Genomic DNA, 19,660 nt, shown 5'->3' with positions numbered 1-19,660 from the left:
GGGCGATGAAGCAAAAAAGGTGTTTTCGTGGTGGAGTATTCGTTTTTTTTGGCATCGCTGCACCGTCATTGCGAGGCGCATTGGCTACTAGTTGGTTGAACAAATTTTTACGCCGAAGCAATCCCAATTTAATAGAACCACATTTTTTTAACCCGATTTTAAATACTCGGTCCAGCAGGAGATTGCTTCGGCGCAGCGGAATTACAAGTATTTAAAGACACCAATGCGCCTCGCAATGACGATGTACACGATAAAAAAAGGCCCGGATGGGCCTTCAACTATTTAAAAGAATAAGTTCTTTTTACCGAACCAATTCACCACGCAGCCGCATCAACTCAATTTCAGCGACTTTGGTATTATACCTGGCCTGGATTAATCGAAACGCAGCATCGGATAGGCTTTGCTGTGCTTCACGCAGTTCGATGAACGTGGTGATGCCCAGGCGGTAGCGTTCCCTTGCAATAAACAGGTTTTCCCGCACCAGCAACATGTTGTCTTCTTCCAGTTTCAGCGTACGCTTCGACAGGTCGTAATCGCGCCATGCATTCACCACCGAAGTATTGATGGTGATGCGGCTTTGATCGAGTAACAGCTGTTGTGCCCGCACATTGATTTCTGCTGCCTTGGTCAAGCGACGATTATTGAATGCATTGAAGATGGGAACGGTGGCCGAAAAGCCATAGTTAAGTCCATGCAGCCTGTTGAACAAGGGCTGAAACGGGTTGATCACCGTTACGTTGTTGGAGCGGTTGAAGTTGTATGCCGAATTGAACTGCAGCACCGGGAAACGTTCTGCCCGACGAACCCGCAGATCGAGGTTAGCGATCTCGATATTTTTCTGTGCAATCAACAGCTCCGGGTTGGTTGCATTGATGCCGGTACGCACCGCATCCAGCGTCAGTGTGTCGTTGTATTCAATGGTGGTATCGGCCACTAAAAAATCGGTTTCCAGCGGCAGCACCAGCAATTGGTTCAACTGCTCTTTTATTTTAATGATGGCTGTTTGCTGCGTTAGCGCCGCGGAGCGCTGGCCGTTCAGGTCAATTTGGGCTTGCAGCAGGTCGGGCTTGGCACCGGTGCCTACATCAAATTTATATTGCGCCAGCTTCAGGCGTTCTTCGCTCAGGCGCATTTGCTCTTCAAGTGCAGCCAGTTGTTGTTGCTGGCGCACCACATCGTAATACAACTGCATTACATCGGCTACGGTGTTGATCACCTGCGCTTTGATTTGCAGTTCGCCCAGTTGTTCCAGTTGGCCCAACCGGTCGCGGTTAATGAACATGCGCAGGCCATCAAACAGGGTCCAGTTCAGGTTGAGCGAACTGTTGATGGCGTTCGATTTAATATCGGAACGTTCCCGTTTGCTGCCGTCGGCCAACACCTGCTTTTGGTTGTTGGAGTTCCACAAAATACCTGCAGTGCCATTGAGTGTGGGCAAAAAAGCAAAGTCGGCATAAGATCGGTCCAGTGCCGCCAGCGATGCATCGGTTTGCGCCAGCAATATGTTGTAGTTGTTTTGCAGCGAAGTGGCGATGGCTTCGTTAAGGGTCAGTTGCCTTAACTGCGCCGTTGCGGTAAGCGAGGCAAAGCAAAAAAACGCGGATACTATCTTTTTCAAAATCATGAATAAACTGCTGAATAAAAGTTCACTTGTTTACAAAGGCAATGAAGAATTGAACCACAAAGACACCAAGAAACAAAGTGCCACAAAGGATTTTTCTTCGTGAATCTTCGTGCCTTGGTGGCTTCGTGGTTCAAAAAAACTATGCATGTTCCAAATGCGGCTGGCCCGCTTTTGCTGCTTCTTCATCCATTACTTCCAGTTCGTTGCGTTTTTTCTTGCTGGAAAGGAATGAATAAATGGCCGGGATTACAAAAAGGGTAAGCACCAGCGAAAACACAATTCCGCCCACAATTACAATACCCAGCGGGATGCGGCTGGTGGCCGCAGCACCAAGCGACAAGGCAATGGGCAGGGCACCCAGTGCCATGGCCAGCGAGGTCATGAGGATGGGGCGTAAACGCTGTACCGACGAGTACACGGCGGCTTCGGTTTTATCCATGCCTTTGAGCCTGTTCTGGTTGGCAAATTCCACAATGAGGATACCGTTTTTCGTTACCAGGCCAATCAGCATGATCATACCAATCTGCGAGAAGATATTAAGTGTATGCCCGAATATCCACAGCGACAACACCGCACCGGCAATGGCCAGGGGCACCGTCAGCATGATGATGAACGGATCAATGAACGATTCAAACTGCGCGGCAAGGATCAGGAAAATCAACCCCAGCGCCAGGAACAGGGCAAACGAAGTACCGCCGGAGCTTTCGGCGTAGTCGCGGCTGGTGCCAGTAAGCGAAGTGGCAAAGGTTTCATCAAGCAGCTGGTCGGCAATGGCCTGCATGGCCTCAATGCCGTCACCCACCGTTTGGCCGGGCGCCAAACCAGCCGAAATGGTGGCCGATTTATACCGGTTGAAATGGTAAATGGTGGAAGGCGTTGTTTCTTCGGTAAACGAAACCAGGTTGTCCAGCGAAATCATTTGCCCACCGGCATTGCGCACATACAGGCTTTTCAGGTCGGTGGGGTCGTCGCGGTCGGAGCGCACCACCTGGCCCATTACCTGGTATTGTTTGCCTTCTTTGGTAAAATAGCCAAAGCGGCGGTTGCTCAGTGCCAGTTGCAGCGTTTGCGATACATCTTCTACCGAAATGCCCAACTGGCTGGCTTTTACCCGGTCCACGTTGATGCGCAATTCGGGCTTATTAAACTTCAGGTCAGCATCCACACCCTGGAAAATAGGGTTCTTTTGAGCCTCATCTAAAAAGCGGGGCAGCACCTGTGCCAGTTTATTAAAATCGTTGTTTTGAATCACAAACTGCACCGGCTGGCCGCCGCGGCGGTTCACCGAAATGGTTTGTTCTTCGATGGCAAATGCACGGCCCTCGTTGTACTTGGGCAGGTTGCGGTTCACCATTTCCACGATCTCTTTTTGCGACCGTTCGCGTTCAGCCGGATCTACCAGCATTACGCGTACAAAACCGCTGTTGGCCGAACCGGCACCCGAAAAACCAGGCGAGGTTACCGACAGCAGCGAAGCCCGCTCCGGCACCGAATCCTGCATCAGGCCGGTGAGGCGGTCGATGTATTGATCCATTGCATCAAACGAGGTGCCTTCTGGCGCCGTTACCTGCAAGCGAAACTGGCTGCGGTCTTCCATAGGCGCCAGCTCCGAAGGGATGCCGCGGCCAATGAAGAAAATGATGCCGCCGCAAATGGCAACAATCACCCAAGCCATCCAGCGGATCTTCATAAAGCCTTCCAGCGCTGTGCGGTAGCTGTCTTCCATCCAGCGGAAAAACGGTTCTGTTTTATTGTAAAACCAGGAATGTTTGTGGACGCCTTTTCGGGTCATTTTTACGTTGAGCACCGGCGTTAGCGTTAGCGACACAAATGCGGAGATCAATACCGCACCGGCCACCACAATGCCAAATTCGCGGAACAGGCGGCCTACAAAACCCTGCAGGAATATGATGGGTAGAAACACCACCGCCAGTGTAATGGAGGTGGCAATTACGGCAAAATAAATTTCCTTGGAGCCTTCCCTTGCGGCCTGCCACTTGTTCATGCCCTGCTCCATTTTTTTATAAATATTCTCCGTTACCACGATGCCGTCATCCACCACAAGGCCCGTTGCCAGAACGATGGCCAGTAATGTGAGTACGTTGATAGTAAAACCGCAGAGGTACATGATGAAAAATGCACCGATAAGGGAAACGGGGATATCGATGAGCGGACGGATGGCAATAAGCCAGTCGCGGAAAAACAGGAAAATGATCAGCACCACCAGGCCCACGGCAATGAGCAGGGTTTCTTCCACTTCAAGGATCGATTTTTTGATGAACTTGGTTTGGTCCATCGCAATATCAAGCTTAATGTCTTCGGGCATTTCTTTTTTGATCTGCTCAAAACGCTGGTAAAATTCGTTGGAAATGGCCACGTAGTTCGAACCGGGCTGCGGTATCAACGCCAGCGCAATCATCGGGATGCCGTTTCCTTTCAGCACTGTTTCCTCGTTCTCGGGGCCCAGCACTGCTTCGCCAATATCGCGGATGCGGATATCGGAGCCGCCTTCGTTGCGTACAATGATGTTGTTGAATTCCTCCTCGGTGTTGAGGCGGCCAAAGGTCCGTACGGTAAGTTCCGTGGCGGTGCCGGCAATTTTACCCGAAGGCAATTCTATATTCTGGCGCAGCAGTGCGGCCTGCACATCATTAGGCGTCAGGCGGTAGGCGGTCAGTTTTTCGGGGTTAAACCAGATGCGCATCGCGTACCTTTTTTCGCCCCAGATCTGGATCCCGCTCACACCCGGAATGGTTTGCAGCCTTTCTACTAACACGTTGTTAGCCCACTCGGTAATCTGCAACTGGTTGCGGGTATTGCTTTGCACCGTCATCGAAATGATGGCATCGGAGGAGGCATCTGCCTTTGAAACCACCGGCGGTGCATCCAGGTCATCGGGGAGGGAGCGGGTGGCCTGCGACACTTTGTCCCGCACATCGTTGGCGGCTGCTTCAAGGTCCACGCTCAGGTCAAACTCCACGTTGATGTTTGATGAACCAGCGGAAGACAGCGACGTGATGTTTTTTACACCGGCAATACCGTTGATGGCTTTTTCCAGTGGTTCGGTAATCTGCGATTCGATGATGTCGGGGTTGGCGCCTGGGTAGGAGGTCCGCACATTGATGTTGGGCGGATCGATGGCGGGGTAATCCCGCACACCCAGGAATTTAAACCCGATAATGCCAAACACCACAATGATGATGTTGAGCACCACGGCCAGCACCGGCCGCCGGAGGCTTATTTCGGAGATGTTCATGTTTCGTTTAGTTTTTAATTGAACCACAAAGCCACGAAGCGCACCAAGATTCACGAAGGAGTTGCCTTTGTGCCCCTTTCATTCTTTGTGTCTTAGTGGTTCCCAGATCGCTATTGTTCCACTTTTCCCAGCGCCACTTTTGCATCGGGTTTCAGGCCCAGCAGGCCGGTGGTGATGATGGTATCGCCGGGTTGCAGGCCTTCGGTTATTTGCACCAGGCTGCTGTCCCGCACGCCGGTGGTCACATCTATAAATTCGGCTACGCCGCCTTTAAAGCGGTACAACTTTTTGCCCCGTGCCTGCGGAATGATCGCTTGGGTGGGTACCATCAGTGCACTGTTGTCCGGGTCGAACTGCAATTTTACTTTGGCAAAACCGCCGGGGAACAGCCCTGCAGCGTCGCCTTTTACCGAAGCCCGAACCGTAAGGCTGCGGGTTTCCTCGGCAATGCCCGATTCAGTGGCCAGTACAGCGGCGGTGTAATTGCGGTCGCTGCCCTCAATGGTGAAATTCACCACCTGCCCTTTTTTAATGGCAGAAGAGTAGCGCTCCGGCACATTGAAATCGATGCGGAGGCCGGAAGTTTTCTGAATGGTGGTGATGATGCTTGTTGGTGTAACATAGGCGCCGGTGGAAATTCCTTTCAGGCCCAGTTTGCCCGAGAAAGGTGCCCGCACTTCGGTTTTTTGAATGGCGGTGCGGATAATATCGAGGTCGGCGCGGAGGTTGCTCACCTGCAATGCCGTGAGGTCGTAATCCTGTTTGGAGATACCACCGATCTGCACCAGTTGCTGGTAGCGGTCTTCGGTGGTTTGCGCAATTTTCAATTGCACTTCCAGCTTGCGGCGCTGTGCCTGCAGGTCGCCATCATACAGTTTGGCCAGCAGGGTGCCTTTGCCTACCTGGGCGCCCTCCCGCACATACAGGCCGGTTACGCGGCCCGATACTTCGGGGTGGATTTCGGTGGCTTCATCTGCCACCAGCGAACCGGGAACTTCGATGGACTCACTAACGGTGCTGGGGTGTACCACAAAAACATTGACCCGGGCGGGTGGCCGCGGACCCTGCTTTTGCTGGGCAGTAATTTTTTCTTTTCGGTCGGAGGAGCAGGCGGCAAAAATGACGGCGCCGCAACAAAACATTAGGGCAGTTCGTACAAGGGGTAATGAGTTCACTGATGTAAAGCAATTATTGTTGCAGTAAAAATAACCATTCGTGGTGCCAATGCGGCGAGGATTTGAGGCCGCATTGAGGTGTTAACGTTTATTAACCTTTCCTTTAAGCCCGTCGCCGTTTAAAAACAACTTATTGTAAACAAATGGAATGGGAAAAAGATGCAGTGGTTGCACCGCTTTCATTTTTATGACACGAAAGCGGTGCAACCACCGCGGAAAATACTAGGGGAGCGCTTGTTGCAGTGGTTTCTGGTTTCTTAAAGAATGAAATTTGTTGAGCGGGCAAATGCCTCACCTAACAAAGAAAACACATCTACATTTTTCAAACATTCTTATGCCTCTTTTTGCGCAACACTTGCCTCCACCGACAACAGGTTTTTGATCTTGTTGGCTTTATGGATCAGGTCCTGCTTTTCGGCGCTGAGGATGGTTACGTGGCCCATTTTGCGGCCGGGTCTGGTTTCTTTTTTACCATACAAGTGCACAAATGCATTGTCTATTTCCAGCACGGCCGGCAGGCCTTTATAATCGGCGGGGCCTGAGTGGCCCGGCGCACCAATAACGTTGACCATGGCTGAAGGGAAAATAGCTTTGGTATTGCCCAGCGGGTACCCCAGGATGATGCGCCACAGCATATCGTATTGCGAGGAGTAATGCGCTTCGATGGTGTGGTGGCCGCTGTTGTGTACCCGCGGCGCGGTTTCGTTTACAAAAACATCATCGTTTTGGTCGATGAACAATTCAACGGCAAACAATCCCGGCGAATTAAAATTGCGCACCACCGAAAGAGCTATTGCTTCCACTTTCCACAACACATCGCGGCTGATGTTGGCGGGGCACAACTGGAAATCGAGCAGGTTGAGCTGCGGGTTGAACATCATTTCCACCGGCGGGTACAGTGCCCATTTGCTGTCCTGACCAACGGCTACCATCACGGCAATTTCTTTTTTCAGCGATACCTTTTTTTCCAGCACGCTGGCTTCGGCAAAACCCAGTTCTATCTGGCCACTGTTTTCGATGATTTGTACGCCCTTGCCGTCGTAGCCGCCGGTGGCCAGCTTTTGTACGCCGGGCAGCAGGTGCGGGTGGGCGTCAATTTCGTGGCGGCCGTTGAGCACCACAAATTCGGCCGTGGGTATGGAAAACTGCTGGTAGTACTGTTTTTGAAAAATCTTGTTTTTAATGATGCGCAGCACCGAGGGTTTGGGAAACACCCGCACTCCGCTGGCCTCAAGGGTCTCCAGCGCCTCTACGTTTACGTTCTCGATTTCAATGGTCAATGCATCGAGGCCCTGGCCAAAGCGCACCACCGTGTCGTAATCGCGGATATCGCCCAGCACAAAATGGCTGCACAGGTGTGCCGCCGGGCACTCGGGATCGGCCTCCAACACATATGTTTCAACGGGATAATTGGCTGCGGACTGCAACAACATTCTGCCTAACTGGCCACCGCCCAAGATGCCTACTTTTTGCATGCTGCGAAAGTAAGTGGAAGTGGGGAAAAAGTTGGAAGTCGGAAGACGGAAGTCCGAAAAGACGGAAAAGACTAGTTGAAAATAATAGCTGTAGACTCCTGACTCCCTACTATCAACTGTCAACTATCAACTCCTCCAACTTCTCCCTACCTTTACTCTGCCCATGCGCCCCGACTATCCACAAAAATATTTTAACGACAAGCGGTACAGCTTTGTACTACTCATGGAGGCGCTTGCCATGGAAGCCGCATTTTAATTTCCCCTGCACCCACATTTTTCTATGGCGCCGTTAGCGGCACCTTACTTGCGCTATCACATTTTACCGTTTATAAACCACGATTGCAATGAACACAGAAACCATGCAGCCTGGCGTGCCTGTTGCCGCCGCCGATTTTTTACCATTGGAAGGCACCGACTATGTTGAATTTTATGTGGGCAACGCCAAACAGGCCGCCCATTATTATATCTCTGCTTTTGGCTTTCAGCCGCTGGCCTATGCCGGTCCGGAAACGGGCCTCCGCGACCGCGCTTCATACGTGGTGCGGCAGGCAAAGCTCACTTTTGTTTTGACCTCCGCCTTACGGCCCGAAGGACCGATTGCTGACCATATTTTTCGCCATGGTGATGGCGTGAAACACTTGGCGCTGCGGGTGCCCAACGCCGCTGATGCCTGGCTGCAAACAACCCAACGCGGTGCCGTGAGCAGCATGGAGCCGCAACGCGTGGAGGATGAAAACGGCGAAGTGGTGCTGAGTGGCATTTGCACCTATGGCGATACCGTGCACCTTTTTGTGGAACGCAAAGCTTACAACGGCGTGTTTCTGCCCGGTTACCGGGCCTGGATCAACCCGTATTTTACCATGCCAACAACGGGCCTGCAGTATGTGGACCATTGCGTGGGCAATGTAGGCTGGAACGGCATGGACCGCTGGGTAAAATTTTACGAAGAGGTGATGGGCTTCCGCAATATTTTGTCGTTTGATGATAAGGACATTTCCACCGAATATTCGGCGCTCATGAGCAAGGTAATGAGCAACGGCAACGGGTTTGTAAAATTCCCGATCAACGAGCCGGCCGAAGGCAAAAAGAAATCGCAGGTGGAAGAATACCTGGAGTTCTATGGCGGTGAAGGCGTGCAGCACGTGGCACTGGCCACCAATAATATTGTGGAAACGGTAACGGCGCTGCGCAGCCGCGGCGTGGAATTTTTAAAAGTGCCCAATACTTATTACGACGACCTGCTGGACCGCGTTGGCCGCATCGACGAAGACTTAGAGCCGCTGAAAGAACTGGGCATCCTTGTGGACCGCGACGATGAAGGTTACCTGCTGCAGATTTTTTCCAAACCCGTGCAGGACCGGCCCACCGTGTTCTTCGAAATCATCCAGCGAAAAGGCGCCAAAAGCTTTGGCAAAGGCAATTTTAAAGCCCTTTTTGAAGCCTTGGAAAGGGAACAGGAGCAGCGGGGGAATTTGTAGAATGAGTCGGAAGTCGGAGGTCCGAAGTCGGAAGAATTAGAGAAAATGATGTCGCGTTTTCGTCGGACTTCGGACCTCGGTCTTCCGACTTCCTCCCCACTTTAGCGAATTTTAAAGAGCGTGCACCCGATTTTTTCCGAAATTGCCTCTTGGATTTGAATTGTATGAAACTGGTGTACCTCTTTTTATTTGTCCTGATTGCCGCCGTGCCTGCATTTGGCCAGATGCCCATGTTGGCCAGCGGCCCCAATATGGATGGCTCTTTTATCAGCTTCCAGCGAACGCTGCCCCGGCCCGGCGAAGCGCTGAAACGCAAGGAAGACACGCTGCAACGGCAGTTTAAAACCAAAGGTTTGGAGTGGCCAGCCAAGTACCTGTACATCCGCAACTTTAAATACGACGGACAACTGGAAGTGTGGGTGCGCAACGATCGCAAAGACGAATTCAAACTGTTCAAAACATACAAGGTTTGTGCGCTGGCCGGCTCGCTGGGCCCCAAGCGCATGGAAGGCGATTACCAGGTGCCGGAGGGATTTTATTTCATCAATGAATTCAACCCGCGCAGTACCTACCATCTTTCGCTGGGCCTCAATTATCCCAACGCTTCAGACAAATTGTTGAGTGATATCTTCCGCCCCGGCGGCGATATTTATATCCACGGCAGTTGCGTTACGGTGGGTTGCATCCCGGTAAACAATGAGCAGATCGAAGAACTGTACATCCTTGCGGCGCATGCCAAAAACCGCGGACAGGATTTCATCCCCGTACATATTTTCCCGATCCGGTACAACAACAAAAAGAGCCAGGATTACCTCAATACATTGACCAAAACGGATGCGCAGTTGAAGCAGTTTGCGCAGAACCTCGAGTTGGTGTATGATCATTTTGAACTGACCCGCCAACTGCCCCTGATTATGGTAAATAATCAGGGCGATTATGTGTTTGACGGCCTCACCAAAAAGCTACCGCCACCGCCGCCCAAACCCAAGCGTGCCCCGGTGCCGCACCGTCACCGCGATATTGCGCAGGTAGCCGATGCGGTACACCAGTGGCCGCAGTTCCCCGGTGGTAATGAGCATTTTTTAAAATACCTCGATAAGATGGGCGATGCGCTTGCAGCATCCTTGCCCGATGGGAAAAAGAAGGCATACGTGGTGGTAGAATTCATCGTGGACAGCGATGGCACGCCCACCAATTTTAAAATGGTGCAGGGTGTGGATGAAGAGTTCAATGATGAAGTAATTACGGTGCTGGAGCAAATGCCCGTTTGGCAGCCCGCCGTTTTAAACGACAAGCCGGTAGCCAAGAAAATCAGGCAGGGCTTTGGTATTGAAAAATCGAAGTAAAACGATAGCAAAAAGTAATAGAAAAGGGCAGTTGTTGAAGCTGCCCTTTTTTATTTGGTAGAAAATATTTTACCGCATCACTACCTGCACTGTTTCTACGGTTTGTTGTTTTAGTAAAATCTCTTTTCCGCGGGTCAGCTCTTCCAGAATCGAATCGTTGTAATGCCGGATGGTGAGCAGGTGCAGGCCTTTTCGCAGGTGCACTTCAAACAGGTGTGCGGCGCTTTGTGCAAACTGGTCGAGCTTTTCCTCCAGGTTGTCGGTAACGCACAACATGCTGATGGCAGTGATCTGCGTGAGGTTGGGTTTGAATTTTACTTGTTGAAACCATTGGCTTACCTCGCTGTTCAGCCCTTCGCTTACAAACGAAAAATCTCTTGCGGTCAACTCAATCAGTACCTGCTCTTTTTTATACACAATGATTGGCGGAAGCGAAGTTATTTTTCGGTTATGGATCACCGTTCCCTGTTCATTGGGATGGAGAAACGAACGTACGTACAGCGGAATGCCTTTGTTCTGCAACGGCTTGATGGTTTTCGGGTGAATTACCTGTGCGCCATAATACGCCATCTCAATCACTTCCCGGTAATTCAGCTCACTGATCCAAACGGCACCAGGGTACAGCTTCGGGTCGGCGTTCATTACACCTTGTACATCTTTCCAAATGGTTTGGCTTTCCGTACCCAGCAGTGAGGCAAAAACCGCAGCGGTATAGTCACTGCCTTCGCGGCCCAGCGTGGTGCTTTCGTTTTCATCGGTAGCACCAATAAAGCCCTGTGTGATCACCAGGTTGTGGACATCAAACAACGGCAGTATTTCGATTTCCACTTTTTTGCCGGTAAATGCCCAATCAATTTTTGCATCGCGGAAATTATTGTCGGTACGCATCACATCCCGAACATCTACCCAGGTGTTGCCCACGCCTTCGCAATTGAGGTAATGCGCAATTATGAGCGTCGACAGGAGCTCGCCGATGCAAACCACCTGGTCGTAGTAATAATCAAAATTGCGCACCGGCTGGTCGTGCAGCAGCCATTCCACTTCGGTAAAAAAATCACTTAGTTCGGGTAATGGCTCCGGTGTTAGTTCGGCGCACAACTGCAGGTGATCCCCTTTGATATTTTCAAAAAGCCGCAAGGCCTCATCTTTGTTGCCATTGTAAAATGCGGATACCACGGCCTCCAAAGCATTGGTGGTTTTGCCCATGGCCGAAATAACCACCAGCAGCGGTCCGTCTGTATATTGTTGTAAAATGCTCTTTACGTTACGGATGTTGCCGGCCCCGGATACGGAAGCACCGCCAAATTTAAACACCTTCATCCCTCAAAAAATTTGGTGCAAAGATGTGGCTATTTGGATCAATGTGCCCCTGCTTTGTGTCAGGCACCTAACGCAGTTTTTAATCATGTTTCGGTACGATGAATATCATCATCCGGTTTATTTACACGCTACAACGCACCTTGCAAATGAATCACGAATGGCCCTTGCTCCAGGTCGGTGGGCTTTAACACGGAAAGGTCGATATGATAGTCTGCGCCAACCTGTTTCGCGTTGAGTGCTTTTTTACTGGCTAAAATGCTGGCTTTGGTTCCTGCAGCTGGTTTGAAGTTTTTGATCACCACCTGCGGCCGGTATTGTGGCACAATGCAATACAAGCTGCTGCCATTTCGTGTGTAAAACTGCTCGATGTATGCACTGTCTTTTTGGGGCTGCACCAGCTTGCTAATGTCGTAGCCGGCCATATACGAAGGGCCTTTTTTCTCCGGTTCCTTGCCGGTGCTCCATTGCCTTGTCTGTTTCCAAGCAGTGGTGTTGAAAATGGCTGCACCATTGCCTTTCAGCCAGGCGCCAATCTCCAGCAACCGCTCCTGCATGATGACAGGGATGCGGCCGTCGGCAGTGGGCCCTATGTCGAGGAGCAGGTTGCCACCGCGGGCCACTACATCAATGAGCAGCAGGATCAGTTGTTTGCCCGTTTTATAATCATCAATCTGCTCGTTGCGGTTGTAGCCATAGGAGTGGCCGATGCCCTGGCTTTCTTCCCATACAATATCGGGGTTCATGCCCGCACCATATTCCGATGTGGTATAGGTGGCGCCAGCGTTTCGTTCCCTCGTGTTTTTGCCCCAGCGGTCGTTCACCACTACATGCTCCTTTACCGGCGATTCGTTGAACAACCATGCCAACAACTCCGGGCTGCGCCATGCAGTGTCCGAAATATCCCATTCGCCATCCGAAAAAATCACGTCGGGTTTATATTTTGTCACCAGGTCTTTGAATTGCGGGTGCATGTGTTCGGCCACATAGCGCTGCTTGTCGGAAAGCCACAATGGGTTGTACCATTCGTACAGCGAATAATAATAACCCATGCGCAAACCGGCATTGCGCACTGCACTGGTCAGGTCGCCGAGCAAGTCACGCTTAGGTGTACCCGAAACTGCGTTCCACGGCCTGCCCCAGGTACGATCGGCATCGGCATTGGGCCACAGGCAATACCCTTCGTGGTGCTTGGAGGTGAGCACCACGTATTTTGCGCCGGAGCGTTTGAATACATCAGCCCATTGCTCGGGCCGGTACAACTCCGCCTTGAAGCTTTTTTCAAAATCAGTATAAGGAAAATCAGCGCCGTAATTCTTTTGGTGAAACGCCCAGAAGTCTTTTTGCTTTTCGTACAGGCGTTGCCAGTACCATTCCGAATAAGAGTAGCCACTGTTGGGAATTACCGGCGCATAAGCAGGCACTGCATAGGTGCCCCAGTGAATGAAGATGCCGAACTTTTCCTGGTTAAACCAGGCAGGGATGCCCCGCTTATTGAGCGACTCCCAATTGGGGCTGTATTTCTGTGCAAGGCTGGCTGCATGTAGGAGCAGCATCAGGCTAAGGGCAATCAAACGTTTCATACCCTTAAGCAAAACAATTCCGGCGAGAAAAACCGAATTGCGCTAAGCTTTTTTTACACTAAAAAGTAACACCCTTGCGCTGGCCCAGGTTCTTGCGGGCAGCAATATAGTTGACCAGCAAAGCGGCCATCAAAATCAACAACCCAAAAAATTCCCGGGTGTCTTCAATCCAGGGCTTGGTGGCCTTCATGGTTTGTGCAATATTTTCCGAATCGTGTTCATTGATCCAGTCGAGCACGCCATCCTGCGTAAACAGCAGGTACACTGCATAGATACCAAACACCACGATGCCTGCGAGGTATGTGTTGCGGTAAAATTTGCCGCGGGCCGCAAGAAAACAAAGAGCCGCACCAAACAGGTAAATGGGAATCCACAACCAGGGATCAGGGTCGTTGTATTGAAGGATTGCCGAAACAAGAAATAAAAAGGCAAACAGGTAATTAAAAATGCGCAGGGCCATAAGCCAAATTAAAAAGGTTTATGCAAACAGACCAAACTTATTGCTGGCCGCTGTAATTGCCATTTAGCTACACAGTAGTTGGTGCAATTTATTCAAGCGCCATCCGGCTTTTTGTTTACAAAGCACTTTAAAATTTGTAGTCCTCACGTTCGGGATGAAATACATCGAGCAACAAACAATCGTTGATAGAGCGGCCGCCATGCGGCACGCCACCCGGAATAACTGCGGTAGTGCCCGGCTTCAAGATCATTGTGTCGTCGCCAACAGTCAGTTCAAATTCGCCTTCCAGCACATGGGCCACCTGTTCGTGCGGGTGCTGGTGCATCGCAAAGTCGAGGCCACCTTTCATTTTCCAATATGCCAGCGTCATTGTGCCGGTATGAATGGTGCGCAGTTCGGCGCCGGGCTGGGTTTCTTTAAAAGGGAGGTCTGCAATATGGATAAACGACATGCAATTGTTTTGGCAAAGGACGGCAAAACAGGCATGAATTTTAAGGCCTATCTATAAAAAAACATGAAAGACGAGAAGACACCGAAGGAAACTCGGCAGCCGCCAACTGAAGCTGCTGACCGGCAGGCATTGGAAGGCGGCAGGGGTATGGATAACAAACTGGTAGCGGCTGCACATGAGCAGGCCGATAAAGACATGGAAGCCGATGCAGAGCTTACGGCCACCAGCCCCAACGACGACCTGGATGAAGGCGAGACCGCAAGGCTGGGTGAAAACACAGACCTGATTTAATGTTGGATGGATATGCACCGGCGGGTTGAAAACGATCCGCTGCAAGCTGCAAAGCGATGCAGCCTTGCGTGCAATTTTTTTTTACTTAAAAAAATAGAAGATCATGAGCAGTGAACGACAACAAAACCGGGACAAAGAACGCAAAAGCGATGCGCAGAAAGAATACGAACGGCTGGAAAATGAAGGACGTCTTGCAGGCGATGATGCCGACAGCAATGCTGCACGGCAGGAAGCGGCAGCCAACATTGTAAATGCGCCTAGGCCCGAACGGCCGCAGCAGGATCGTGATAATGGTTTTAACGACGAAGAAGCACATCGTTCGCCAAATAAAAGCCAGACATTCAGGGTAGAGGCGCAAAACGATCGCAGCGAATCGCCAAATCCAGATTTGCTGGACGACAGCGAAGAAACCGATCGTGCACGCAATAAAGCAAACGAAGGCAGGCGATAACGTGTAGGTATGGTCAATTTTTTAAAGGGCTTAACCAGCCCTTTTTTTATGGAAATAACAAGAAACCAAGGGCTGCAAAGCACCTAATTTTGCCGATTCATTTTAATCACGCCCATGTCCATCAATATAACTGTGAGCCATATTGCACTGCAGGTAACCAACCTGCAGCGGAGTACTGATTTTTACCAAAATATAGTTGGCCTGCCACCGCTTGAAGAACCCTTTAAAATAGGCCGCCACAGCTGGTTTGCACTTGGGCGGGGCTGCCAGTTGCACCTGATTGCCGGTGCCGAACAGTTGCCCGGTTTTCATATTGATCATCACCTGGCGATGAGCACACCGCGGTTTGAAGCGTTTCTAGAAAAGCTCACAGACAATGGTGTAGCTTATTGCGATGCCCGCAAAAATTGGGGCGTGGTACATATGCGGCCCGATGGCATCCGGCAGGTTTTTTTCCAGGATCCCGACGGCTATTGGCTGGAGATGAACAACGAATTTCCGGTGCCTGTAAACCCTGTTTAACTGCAATATGAAAACAATCATTACAGCAACTTGCGCACTGCTTTTATTTGCTTCTGCCTGTGCGCCAAAAGTGGTGCAACAAGGCAAGGCATCATATTACCATAACAAGTTTAATGGTCGTAAAACTGCTTCGGGAGAAATATTCAGAAACAGGAAACGAACCGCTGCACATAAAACTTTGCCCTTTGGTACCAAGGTAACGGTAACGAACATGCGCAATGGTCGATCAGTGAAAGTGCGCATCAATGATCGGGGTCCTTTTGTGCAGGGTAGGGTCATTGATTTGTCGCGCAGGGCCGCACGAAAAATAGGGATGTTACGGGATGGTGTAACCGAAGTTGAGCTCAAGTACAGACGTCCTTAAGCAGTGCAGTGCAGCCGCGTAGAAAGCTTTTCTGTAGAGGCTTTGAGGCGATGGGCAACGCAAAGGTTGTGTGATTATTGCCCTTAATTTTTTTATGAATTGGCATGGTACTTGACAAGGGGTGTCCGGTTTTCCGGAAGCCAATTATCTTAACCATTGAATCACACACATCATGAAAAACATCCTGAAAAGCACCACCGCACTGGCACTGGCATCAGTTGCATTGTTCTCGTTTAAAAATGATTTTGCATCCGGCATCAAAGGTTCTGTTACACCGGCTGAAAGCGTAGGTACAGTTTGGGCCATCACCGGCACCGACTCGCTGAAAGCTACAGCCAACAGCGGCGCATTTTCTTTCGACGAAGTAAAGCCCGGCACTTACCAGGTAGTTGTTGAGGCTAAAGCGCCTTACAAAAACCTCGTGAAAGAAGGTGTTGTTGTTAAAGAAGGTGAGACCACTGACCTGGGTGCCCTTACCCTGGAGCAATAAACATCACGATAACTACACAAAGCCCCGGATTTTGGTTCGGGGCTTTGTTACCATCTTCGCTACGTCCGCTTTCCTGGGTTGACGATGGCACACAGCCGCCCGTTTTTAGACCTGCCTTATCCTTTACCAAACATATTGGCCCCGCTTAATTGACCGGCTATGGTGATCAATCAATGGGCTTTATTGCTACATTTGTGGCCTATGACACAAGAGCATATTAAAGATATGAGGGACCGCCTATTGGTCCTGAGGAGGTTTCTTTGACGTCGCTAACCGACGTGCAAAAATCGACAACGACCGGCAACTTTCCCTTGCGCCGGGGTTTTGGGATGACAACAGCCGTGCAACGGGCATCCTGAAAGAAATTAAGCTGAATGAATATTGGGTAAACCTTTTCGAAAGTGTTGAAAACGCTGTTGAAGACTTTGCCGTGCTGTTTGAATTCTGGAAAGAAGGAGAGGGCACGGAAGAAGATGTAAAGCAGGCTTACGAAAAAGCTATTGCCGCACTGGAAGAAGCAGAGTTTAAAAGCACGCTCAACCAGCCTGAAGATGAGTTGCCTGCAGTGCTGCAGATCAACAGCGGCGCCGGTGGCACCGAAAGCCAGGACTGGAGCGAAATGCTGGCCCGCATGTACCGCATGTACGGCGAAAAACAAGGCTGGACCGTTACCATACTCGATTGGGTGGATGGCGATGGCGCAGGCATTAAAACCTGTACCATGCAGTTTGATGGACCGTTTGCTTATGGCTTTTTAAAAGCGGAAAGCGGTGTGCACCGCCTGGTGCGTATTTCACCGTTCGATTCCAATGCCCGCAGGCATACATCATTTGCTTCGGTGTTTGTGTACCCGTTGGTGGATGCTACCATCAACATCGAGGTAAAAGACAGTGAGGTAAAAATGGAAACGGCACGCAGTGGCGGCGCCGGTGGCCAGAACGTAAACAAGGTGGAAACCAAGGTAATGCTGACGCACTTGCCAACGGGCATTGTGGTGGTGTGCCAAACGGAACGCACCCAGCTGGGCAACCGCGAAAAGGCCATGCAGATGCTGAAAAGCCGCCTGTATGAAGAAGAGCTGCGCCGACGCGAGGAAGCGAAGAATGCGGCCAACGCCAACAAGAAAAAGATCGAGTGGGGATCGCAGATCCGCAGCTATGTATTCCATCCATATAAAATGATCAAAGACCACCGCACCGATTACGAAGTTGGCAATATCCAGCCGGTGATGGATGGCGAACTCGACGGATTTATCAAAGCCTACCTGATGTCGCAGAAAGAAGAAGAGGCGAATGCGGGTAACTAAGCTGTTTCGTTTTTAGCTACATCATTTAAGTAAAAAGCAAAAGTCAAAATTCAAAAGCTGCGTTTTCGAAAATGAAATCCGCTTTTGGGTTTTGACTTTTCTATTACAGCCTTAACCCGGGCTTTGCCACCGCTGCGCACTGCATTGCCATTTAATCTTTAGGTTTGCGGAAATTTTGTTTACATGAGTCTTGGATATTTTTATTACCCGCTGCCTACCAACGAGCCAGTGCTGGGGTATGCCCCCGGCTCTGCCGAAAGAAAAGCATTACAAAAAACCATTGCACAGTTAAAATCGGAACAGGTAGATATTCCCATGTTTATAGGAGGTGAAGAAGTGCGTACCGGTAACAAGGTAAGCATGCATCCGCCCCACGAAAAAGCACACACTTTAGGGCACTATCATGCAGGCGATGAAAGCCATGTGCGCCAGGCCATCGATGCAGCACTGGCTGCAAAAGATGCGTGGGCTGCCATGAGCTGGGAGGCTAGGGCCAATATTTTTCTGCGTGCCGCCGACCTTATTGCATCCAAGTACCGTTATCATATGAATGGCACCACTATGTTGGGCCAAAGCAAAAATGCATTCCAGGCCGAGATTGATGCAGCCTGCGAACTGATCGATTTTTTGCGGTTCAATGTGCACTACCTGAGTGAAATTTACCAGCAACAGCCCATTTCCGGTGCCGGCATGCACAACCGGCTGGAGTGGCGTCCGCTGGAGGGTTTTGTGCTGGCTGTTACGCCATTTAATTTTACTGCCATTGGTGGCAACCTGCCTACATCAGCGGCACTGTGTGGCAACGTGGTAGTATGGAAACCTGCACATACGCAAGTGTATTCTGCGCAAATGTTCATGCGCATTTTAAAAGAAGCTGGTTTGCCCGATGGCGTCATCAACCTGATTTATGTGGATGGCCCAACGCTGGGTAAGGTGTGCTTTGGTCACCGCGAATTTGCAGGTGTACACTTCACTGGTTCTACCGGTGTGTTCAACCAAATGTGGAAGACCATTGGTGAAAATGTTGGTGGCTATCGTTCGTACCCACGCATTGTGGGCGAAACTGGCGGAAAAGATTTTGTGGTAGCGCATAAAAGTGCACACCCTGAAGTAGTGGCTACAGCCTTGTTGCGTGGTGCATTTGAATACCAGGGACAAAAATGTTCTGCTGCTTCCCGCGCATACATTCCATCGAACATTGCAGCCGAAGTAAAGCGTTTGCTGGTTGAAGGAATCGATTCATTTAAAATGGGATCGGTTGAAGATTTCGGCAACTTTATTAATGCGGTGATTGACGAACGCAGCTTTGATAAAATTGCACAATACATCGACAATGCAAAAGGTGCAAAAGATGCAGAGATCATTGCCGGCGGCACTTACGATAAATCAAAGGGATATTTTATACAGCCAACTGTTATCGAAGCAAAAGATCCAAAGTACATCACTATGTGCGAAGAAATTTTTGGCCCGGTATTAACAATATATGTGTACGATGAAGCAGCGTGGGAAGAAACATTGGAGCTGGTTGATCAAACCTCTCCATATGCACTGACCGGGGCAGTAATTGCACAAGACCGTTATGCTGTGGAAATTGCCACCAACAAGTTGCGCAACGCTGCAGGTAATTTTTACATCAATGACAAACCCACTGGTGCAGTAGTAGGCCAGCAGCCTTTTGGCGGGGCCCGTGCATCAGGCACCAACGATAAAGCAGGCTCGCAACTGAACCTGTACCGTTGGCTCAGTGCTCGCACCATTAAGGAAACGTTTGTACCACCAACGGATTACCGCTACCCGTTTTTACTGGGCGAAAGCGAGGGTATTTGATGCTTTCAGCAAAAACATGCATCAGGTAACGTTGCATTTTTTACTTAAATTGAATAATAACAATGGCTGCCAGATGGCGGCCATTGTTATTATCTGTTTTATGTGGGCAAACAATAAACGCTTACTTCATCAATTACAATACGCTACACCTAAAAGAAGATAATTATGCGCTGTTGAGTTTTCCACAAAATTGTTCCCATGTTTAAACTGGTATTCTGTTTGCAAAACGATTGGCAAAATGCTC

At 50.2% G+C, this 19,660-nt stretch carries 17 protein-coding genes; 9 read left to right on the top strand and 8 right to left on the bottom strand.

The features are described 5' to 3' along the window. Positions 1-301 precede the first annotated feature (301 nt). The 4 genes from EPD17_RS15240 to EPD17_RS15225 all read right to left on the bottom strand — a co-directional run bounded on the left by EPD17_RS15240 (position 302) and on the right by EPD17_RS15225 (position 7,530). Positions 302-1,618 carry a TolC family protein gene (locus EPD17_RS15240; RefSeq protein ID WP_165929627.1) on the bottom strand — a complete coding sequence of 439 codons (1,317 nt, stop codon included), beginning with the start codon at positions 1,616-1,618 and terminating at the stop codon, positions 302-304. A gap of 145 nt (positions 1,619-1,763) precedes the next feature. Continuing rightward, entirely contained in the window at positions 1,764-4,880 is a 3,117-nt protein-coding gene (locus EPD17_RS15235) for an efflux RND transporter permease subunit (RefSeq protein WP_132055473.1), read from the bottom strand. 110 nt (positions 4,881-4,990) lie between these two features. Beyond that, a complete protein-coding gene (locus tag EPD17_RS15230) occupies positions 4,991-6,055 on the bottom strand; it encodes an efflux RND transporter periplasmic adaptor subunit (protein ID WP_240040640.1) in 1,065 nt (354 codons plus the stop codon). 332 nt (positions 6,056-6,387) lie between these two features. Then, the gene (locus tag EPD17_RS15225; protein WP_132055472.1) at positions 6,388-7,530 is read right to left on the bottom strand and encodes a 5-(carboxyamino)imidazole ribonucleotide synthase; all 1,143 of its coding nucleotides are present in this window, start codon (positions 7,528-7,530) and stop codon (positions 6,388-6,390) included. 344 nt (positions 7,531-7,874) lie between these two features. Here EPD17_RS15225 and hppD point away from each other — a divergent pair, with 344 nt between their 5' ends. After that, positions 7,875-9,008: a 4-hydroxyphenylpyruvate dioxygenase gene (hppD, locus tag EPD17_RS15220; protein WP_132055471.1), complete on the top strand. Its 1,134-nt coding sequence runs from the start codon at positions 7,875-7,877 to the stop codon at positions 9,006-9,008. A 164-nt stretch (positions 9,009-9,172) separates the two neighbouring features. Next, positions 9,173-10,354, top strand: coding sequence for a L,D-transpeptidase family protein (locus tag EPD17_RS15215; protein WP_240040801.1), 1,182 nt, complete (start codon positions 9,173-9,175; stop codon positions 10,352-10,354). A gap of 69 nt (positions 10,355-10,423) precedes the next feature. Here EPD17_RS15215 and EPD17_RS15210 read toward each other — a convergent pair whose 3' ends face one another. The 4 genes from EPD17_RS15210 to EPD17_RS15195 form a co-directional block, all read right to left on the bottom strand. Then, on the bottom strand, positions 10,424-11,674 hold the full coding sequence (locus tag EPD17_RS15210; RefSeq protein WP_132055469.1) for an aspartate kinase: 1,251 nt from the start codon (positions 11,672-11,674) through the stop codon (positions 10,424-10,426). A 128-nt stretch (positions 11,675-11,802) separates the two neighbouring features. Further along, on the bottom strand, positions 11,803-13,254 hold the full coding sequence (locus tag EPD17_RS15205; RefSeq protein ID WP_132055468.1) for an alpha-L-fucosidase: 1,452 nt from the start codon (positions 13,252-13,254) through the stop codon (positions 11,803-11,805). Between the two features lie 58 nt (positions 13,255-13,312). Then, a complete protein-coding gene (locus EPD17_RS15200) occupies positions 13,313-13,714 on the bottom strand; it encodes a transmembrane 220 family protein (protein WP_132055467.1) in 402 nt (133 codons plus the stop codon). 127 nt (positions 13,715-13,841) lie between these two features. Next, a complete protein-coding gene (locus tag EPD17_RS15195; RefSeq protein WP_132055466.1) occupies positions 13,842-14,165 on the bottom strand; it encodes a cupin domain-containing protein in 324 nt (107 codons plus the stop codon). Between the two features lie 63 nt (positions 14,166-14,228). On the opposite strand from EPD17_RS15195, the gene EPD17_RS15190 reads away from it, so the two are divergent. The 7 genes from EPD17_RS15190 (at position 14,229) to pruA (ending at position 19,416) form a co-directional block, all read left to right on the top strand. Further along, complete coding sequence (locus EPD17_RS15190; protein ID WP_132055465.1) at positions 14,229-14,456, top strand: hypothetical protein; 228 nt, start codon at positions 14,229-14,231, stop codon at positions 14,454-14,456. A gap of 103 nt (positions 14,457-14,559) precedes the next feature. After that, positions 14,560-14,907 (top strand): hypothetical protein, encoded by a 348-nt coding sequence (locus EPD17_RS15185; RefSeq protein WP_132055464.1) that lies wholly within the window; start codon positions 14,560-14,562, stop codon positions 14,905-14,907. Positions 14,908-15,021: 114 nt separating this feature from the next. Beyond that, positions 15,022-15,429 (top strand): VOC family protein, encoded by a 408-nt coding sequence (locus tag EPD17_RS15180; protein ID WP_132055463.1) that lies wholly within the window; start codon positions 15,022-15,024, stop codon positions 15,427-15,429. Positions 15,430-15,436: 7 nt separating this feature from the next. After that, a complete protein-coding gene (locus tag EPD17_RS15175; protein ID WP_132055462.1) occupies positions 15,437-15,793 on the top strand; it encodes a septal ring lytic transglycosylase RlpA family protein in 357 nt (118 codons plus the stop codon). 172 nt (positions 15,794-15,965) lie between these two features. Continuing rightward, on the top strand, positions 15,966-16,283 hold the full coding sequence (locus EPD17_RS15170; protein WP_114236169.1) for a peptidase associated/transthyretin-like domain-containing protein: 318 nt from the start codon (positions 15,966-15,968) through the stop codon (positions 16,281-16,283). Between the two features lie 201 nt (positions 16,284-16,484). After that, positions 16,485-17,589 (top strand): peptide chain release factor 2 gene (gene prfB, locus EPD17_RS15165; RefSeq protein ID WP_132055461.1). Its coding sequence is split into 2 segments (ribosomal slippage): positions 16,485-16,544 and positions 16,546-17,589, totalling 1,104 coding nucleotides; the frame shifts between segments, so codons are not numbered across the junction. A 183-nt stretch (positions 17,590-17,772) separates the two neighbouring features. Continuing rightward, the gene (gene pruA, locus EPD17_RS15160) at positions 17,773-19,416 is read left to right on the top strand and encodes an L-glutamate gamma-semialdehyde dehydrogenase (protein WP_132055460.1); all 1,644 of its coding nucleotides are present in this window, start codon (positions 17,773-17,775) and stop codon (positions 19,414-19,416) included. Positions 19,417-19,660: the final 244 nt, after the last annotated feature.

Origin of the sequence: Pseudocnuella soli (assembly GCF_004347775.1) — a bacterium.
Taxonomy (GTDB): Bacteria; Bacteroidota; Bacteroidia; order Chitinophagales; family Chitinophagaceae; genus Flavisolibacter; species Flavisolibacter aquaticus.
This window is presented reverse-complemented; position numbering and strand designations above follow the sequence as displayed.

Bases quoted from the DNA above. Each gene is read 5' to 3' on its own strand.
- EPD17_RS15235 (WP_132055473.1), bottom strand. From the start codon at position 4,880: ATGAACATCTCCGAAATAAGCCTCCGGCGGCCGGTGCTGGCCGTGGTG.
- EPD17_RS15225 (WP_132055472.1), bottom strand. From the start codon at position 7,530: ATGCAAAAAGTAGGCATCTTGGGCGGTGGCCAGTTAGGCAGAATGTTG.
- hppD (WP_132055471.1), top strand. From the start codon at position 7,875: ATGAACACAGAAACCATGCAGCCTGGCGTGCCTGTTGCCGCCGCCGAT.
- EPD17_RS15215 (WP_240040801.1), top strand. From the start codon at position 9,173: ATGAAACTGGTGTACCTCTTTTTATTTGTCCTGATTGCCGCCGTGCCT.
- EPD17_RS15210 (WP_132055469.1), bottom strand. From the start codon at position 11,674: ATGAAGGTGTTTAAATTTGGCGGTGCTTCCGTATCCGGGGCCGGCAAC.
- EPD17_RS15205 (WP_132055468.1), bottom strand. From the start codon at position 13,254: ATGAAACGTTTGATTGCCCTTAGCCTGATGCTGCTCCTACATGCAGCC.
- EPD17_RS15200 (WP_132055467.1), bottom strand. From the start codon at position 13,714: ATGGCCCTGCGCATTTTTAATTACCTGTTTGCCTTTTTATTTCTTGTT.
- EPD17_RS15195 (WP_132055466.1), bottom strand. From the start codon at position 14,165: ATGTCGTTTATCCATATTGCAGACCTCCCTTTTAAAGAAACCCAGCCC.
- EPD17_RS15190 (WP_132055465.1), top strand. From the start codon at position 14,229: ATGAAAGACGAGAAGACACCGAAGGAAACTCGGCAGCCGCCAACTGAA.
- EPD17_RS15185 (WP_132055464.1), top strand. From the start codon at position 14,560: ATGAGCAGTGAACGACAACAAAACCGGGACAAAGAACGCAAAAGCGAT.
- EPD17_RS15180 (WP_132055463.1), top strand. From the start codon at position 15,022: ATGTCCATCAATATAACTGTGAGCCATATTGCACTGCAGGTAACCAAC.
- EPD17_RS15175 (WP_132055462.1), top strand. From the start codon at position 15,437: ATGAAAACAATCATTACAGCAACTTGCGCACTGCTTTTATTTGCTTCT.
- EPD17_RS15170 (WP_114236169.1), top strand. From the start codon at position 15,966: ATGAAAAACATCCTGAAAAGCACCACCGCACTGGCACTGGCATCAGTT.
- pruA (WP_132055460.1), top strand. From the start codon at position 17,773: ATGAGTCTTGGATATTTTTATTACCCGCTGCCTACCAACGAGCCAGTG.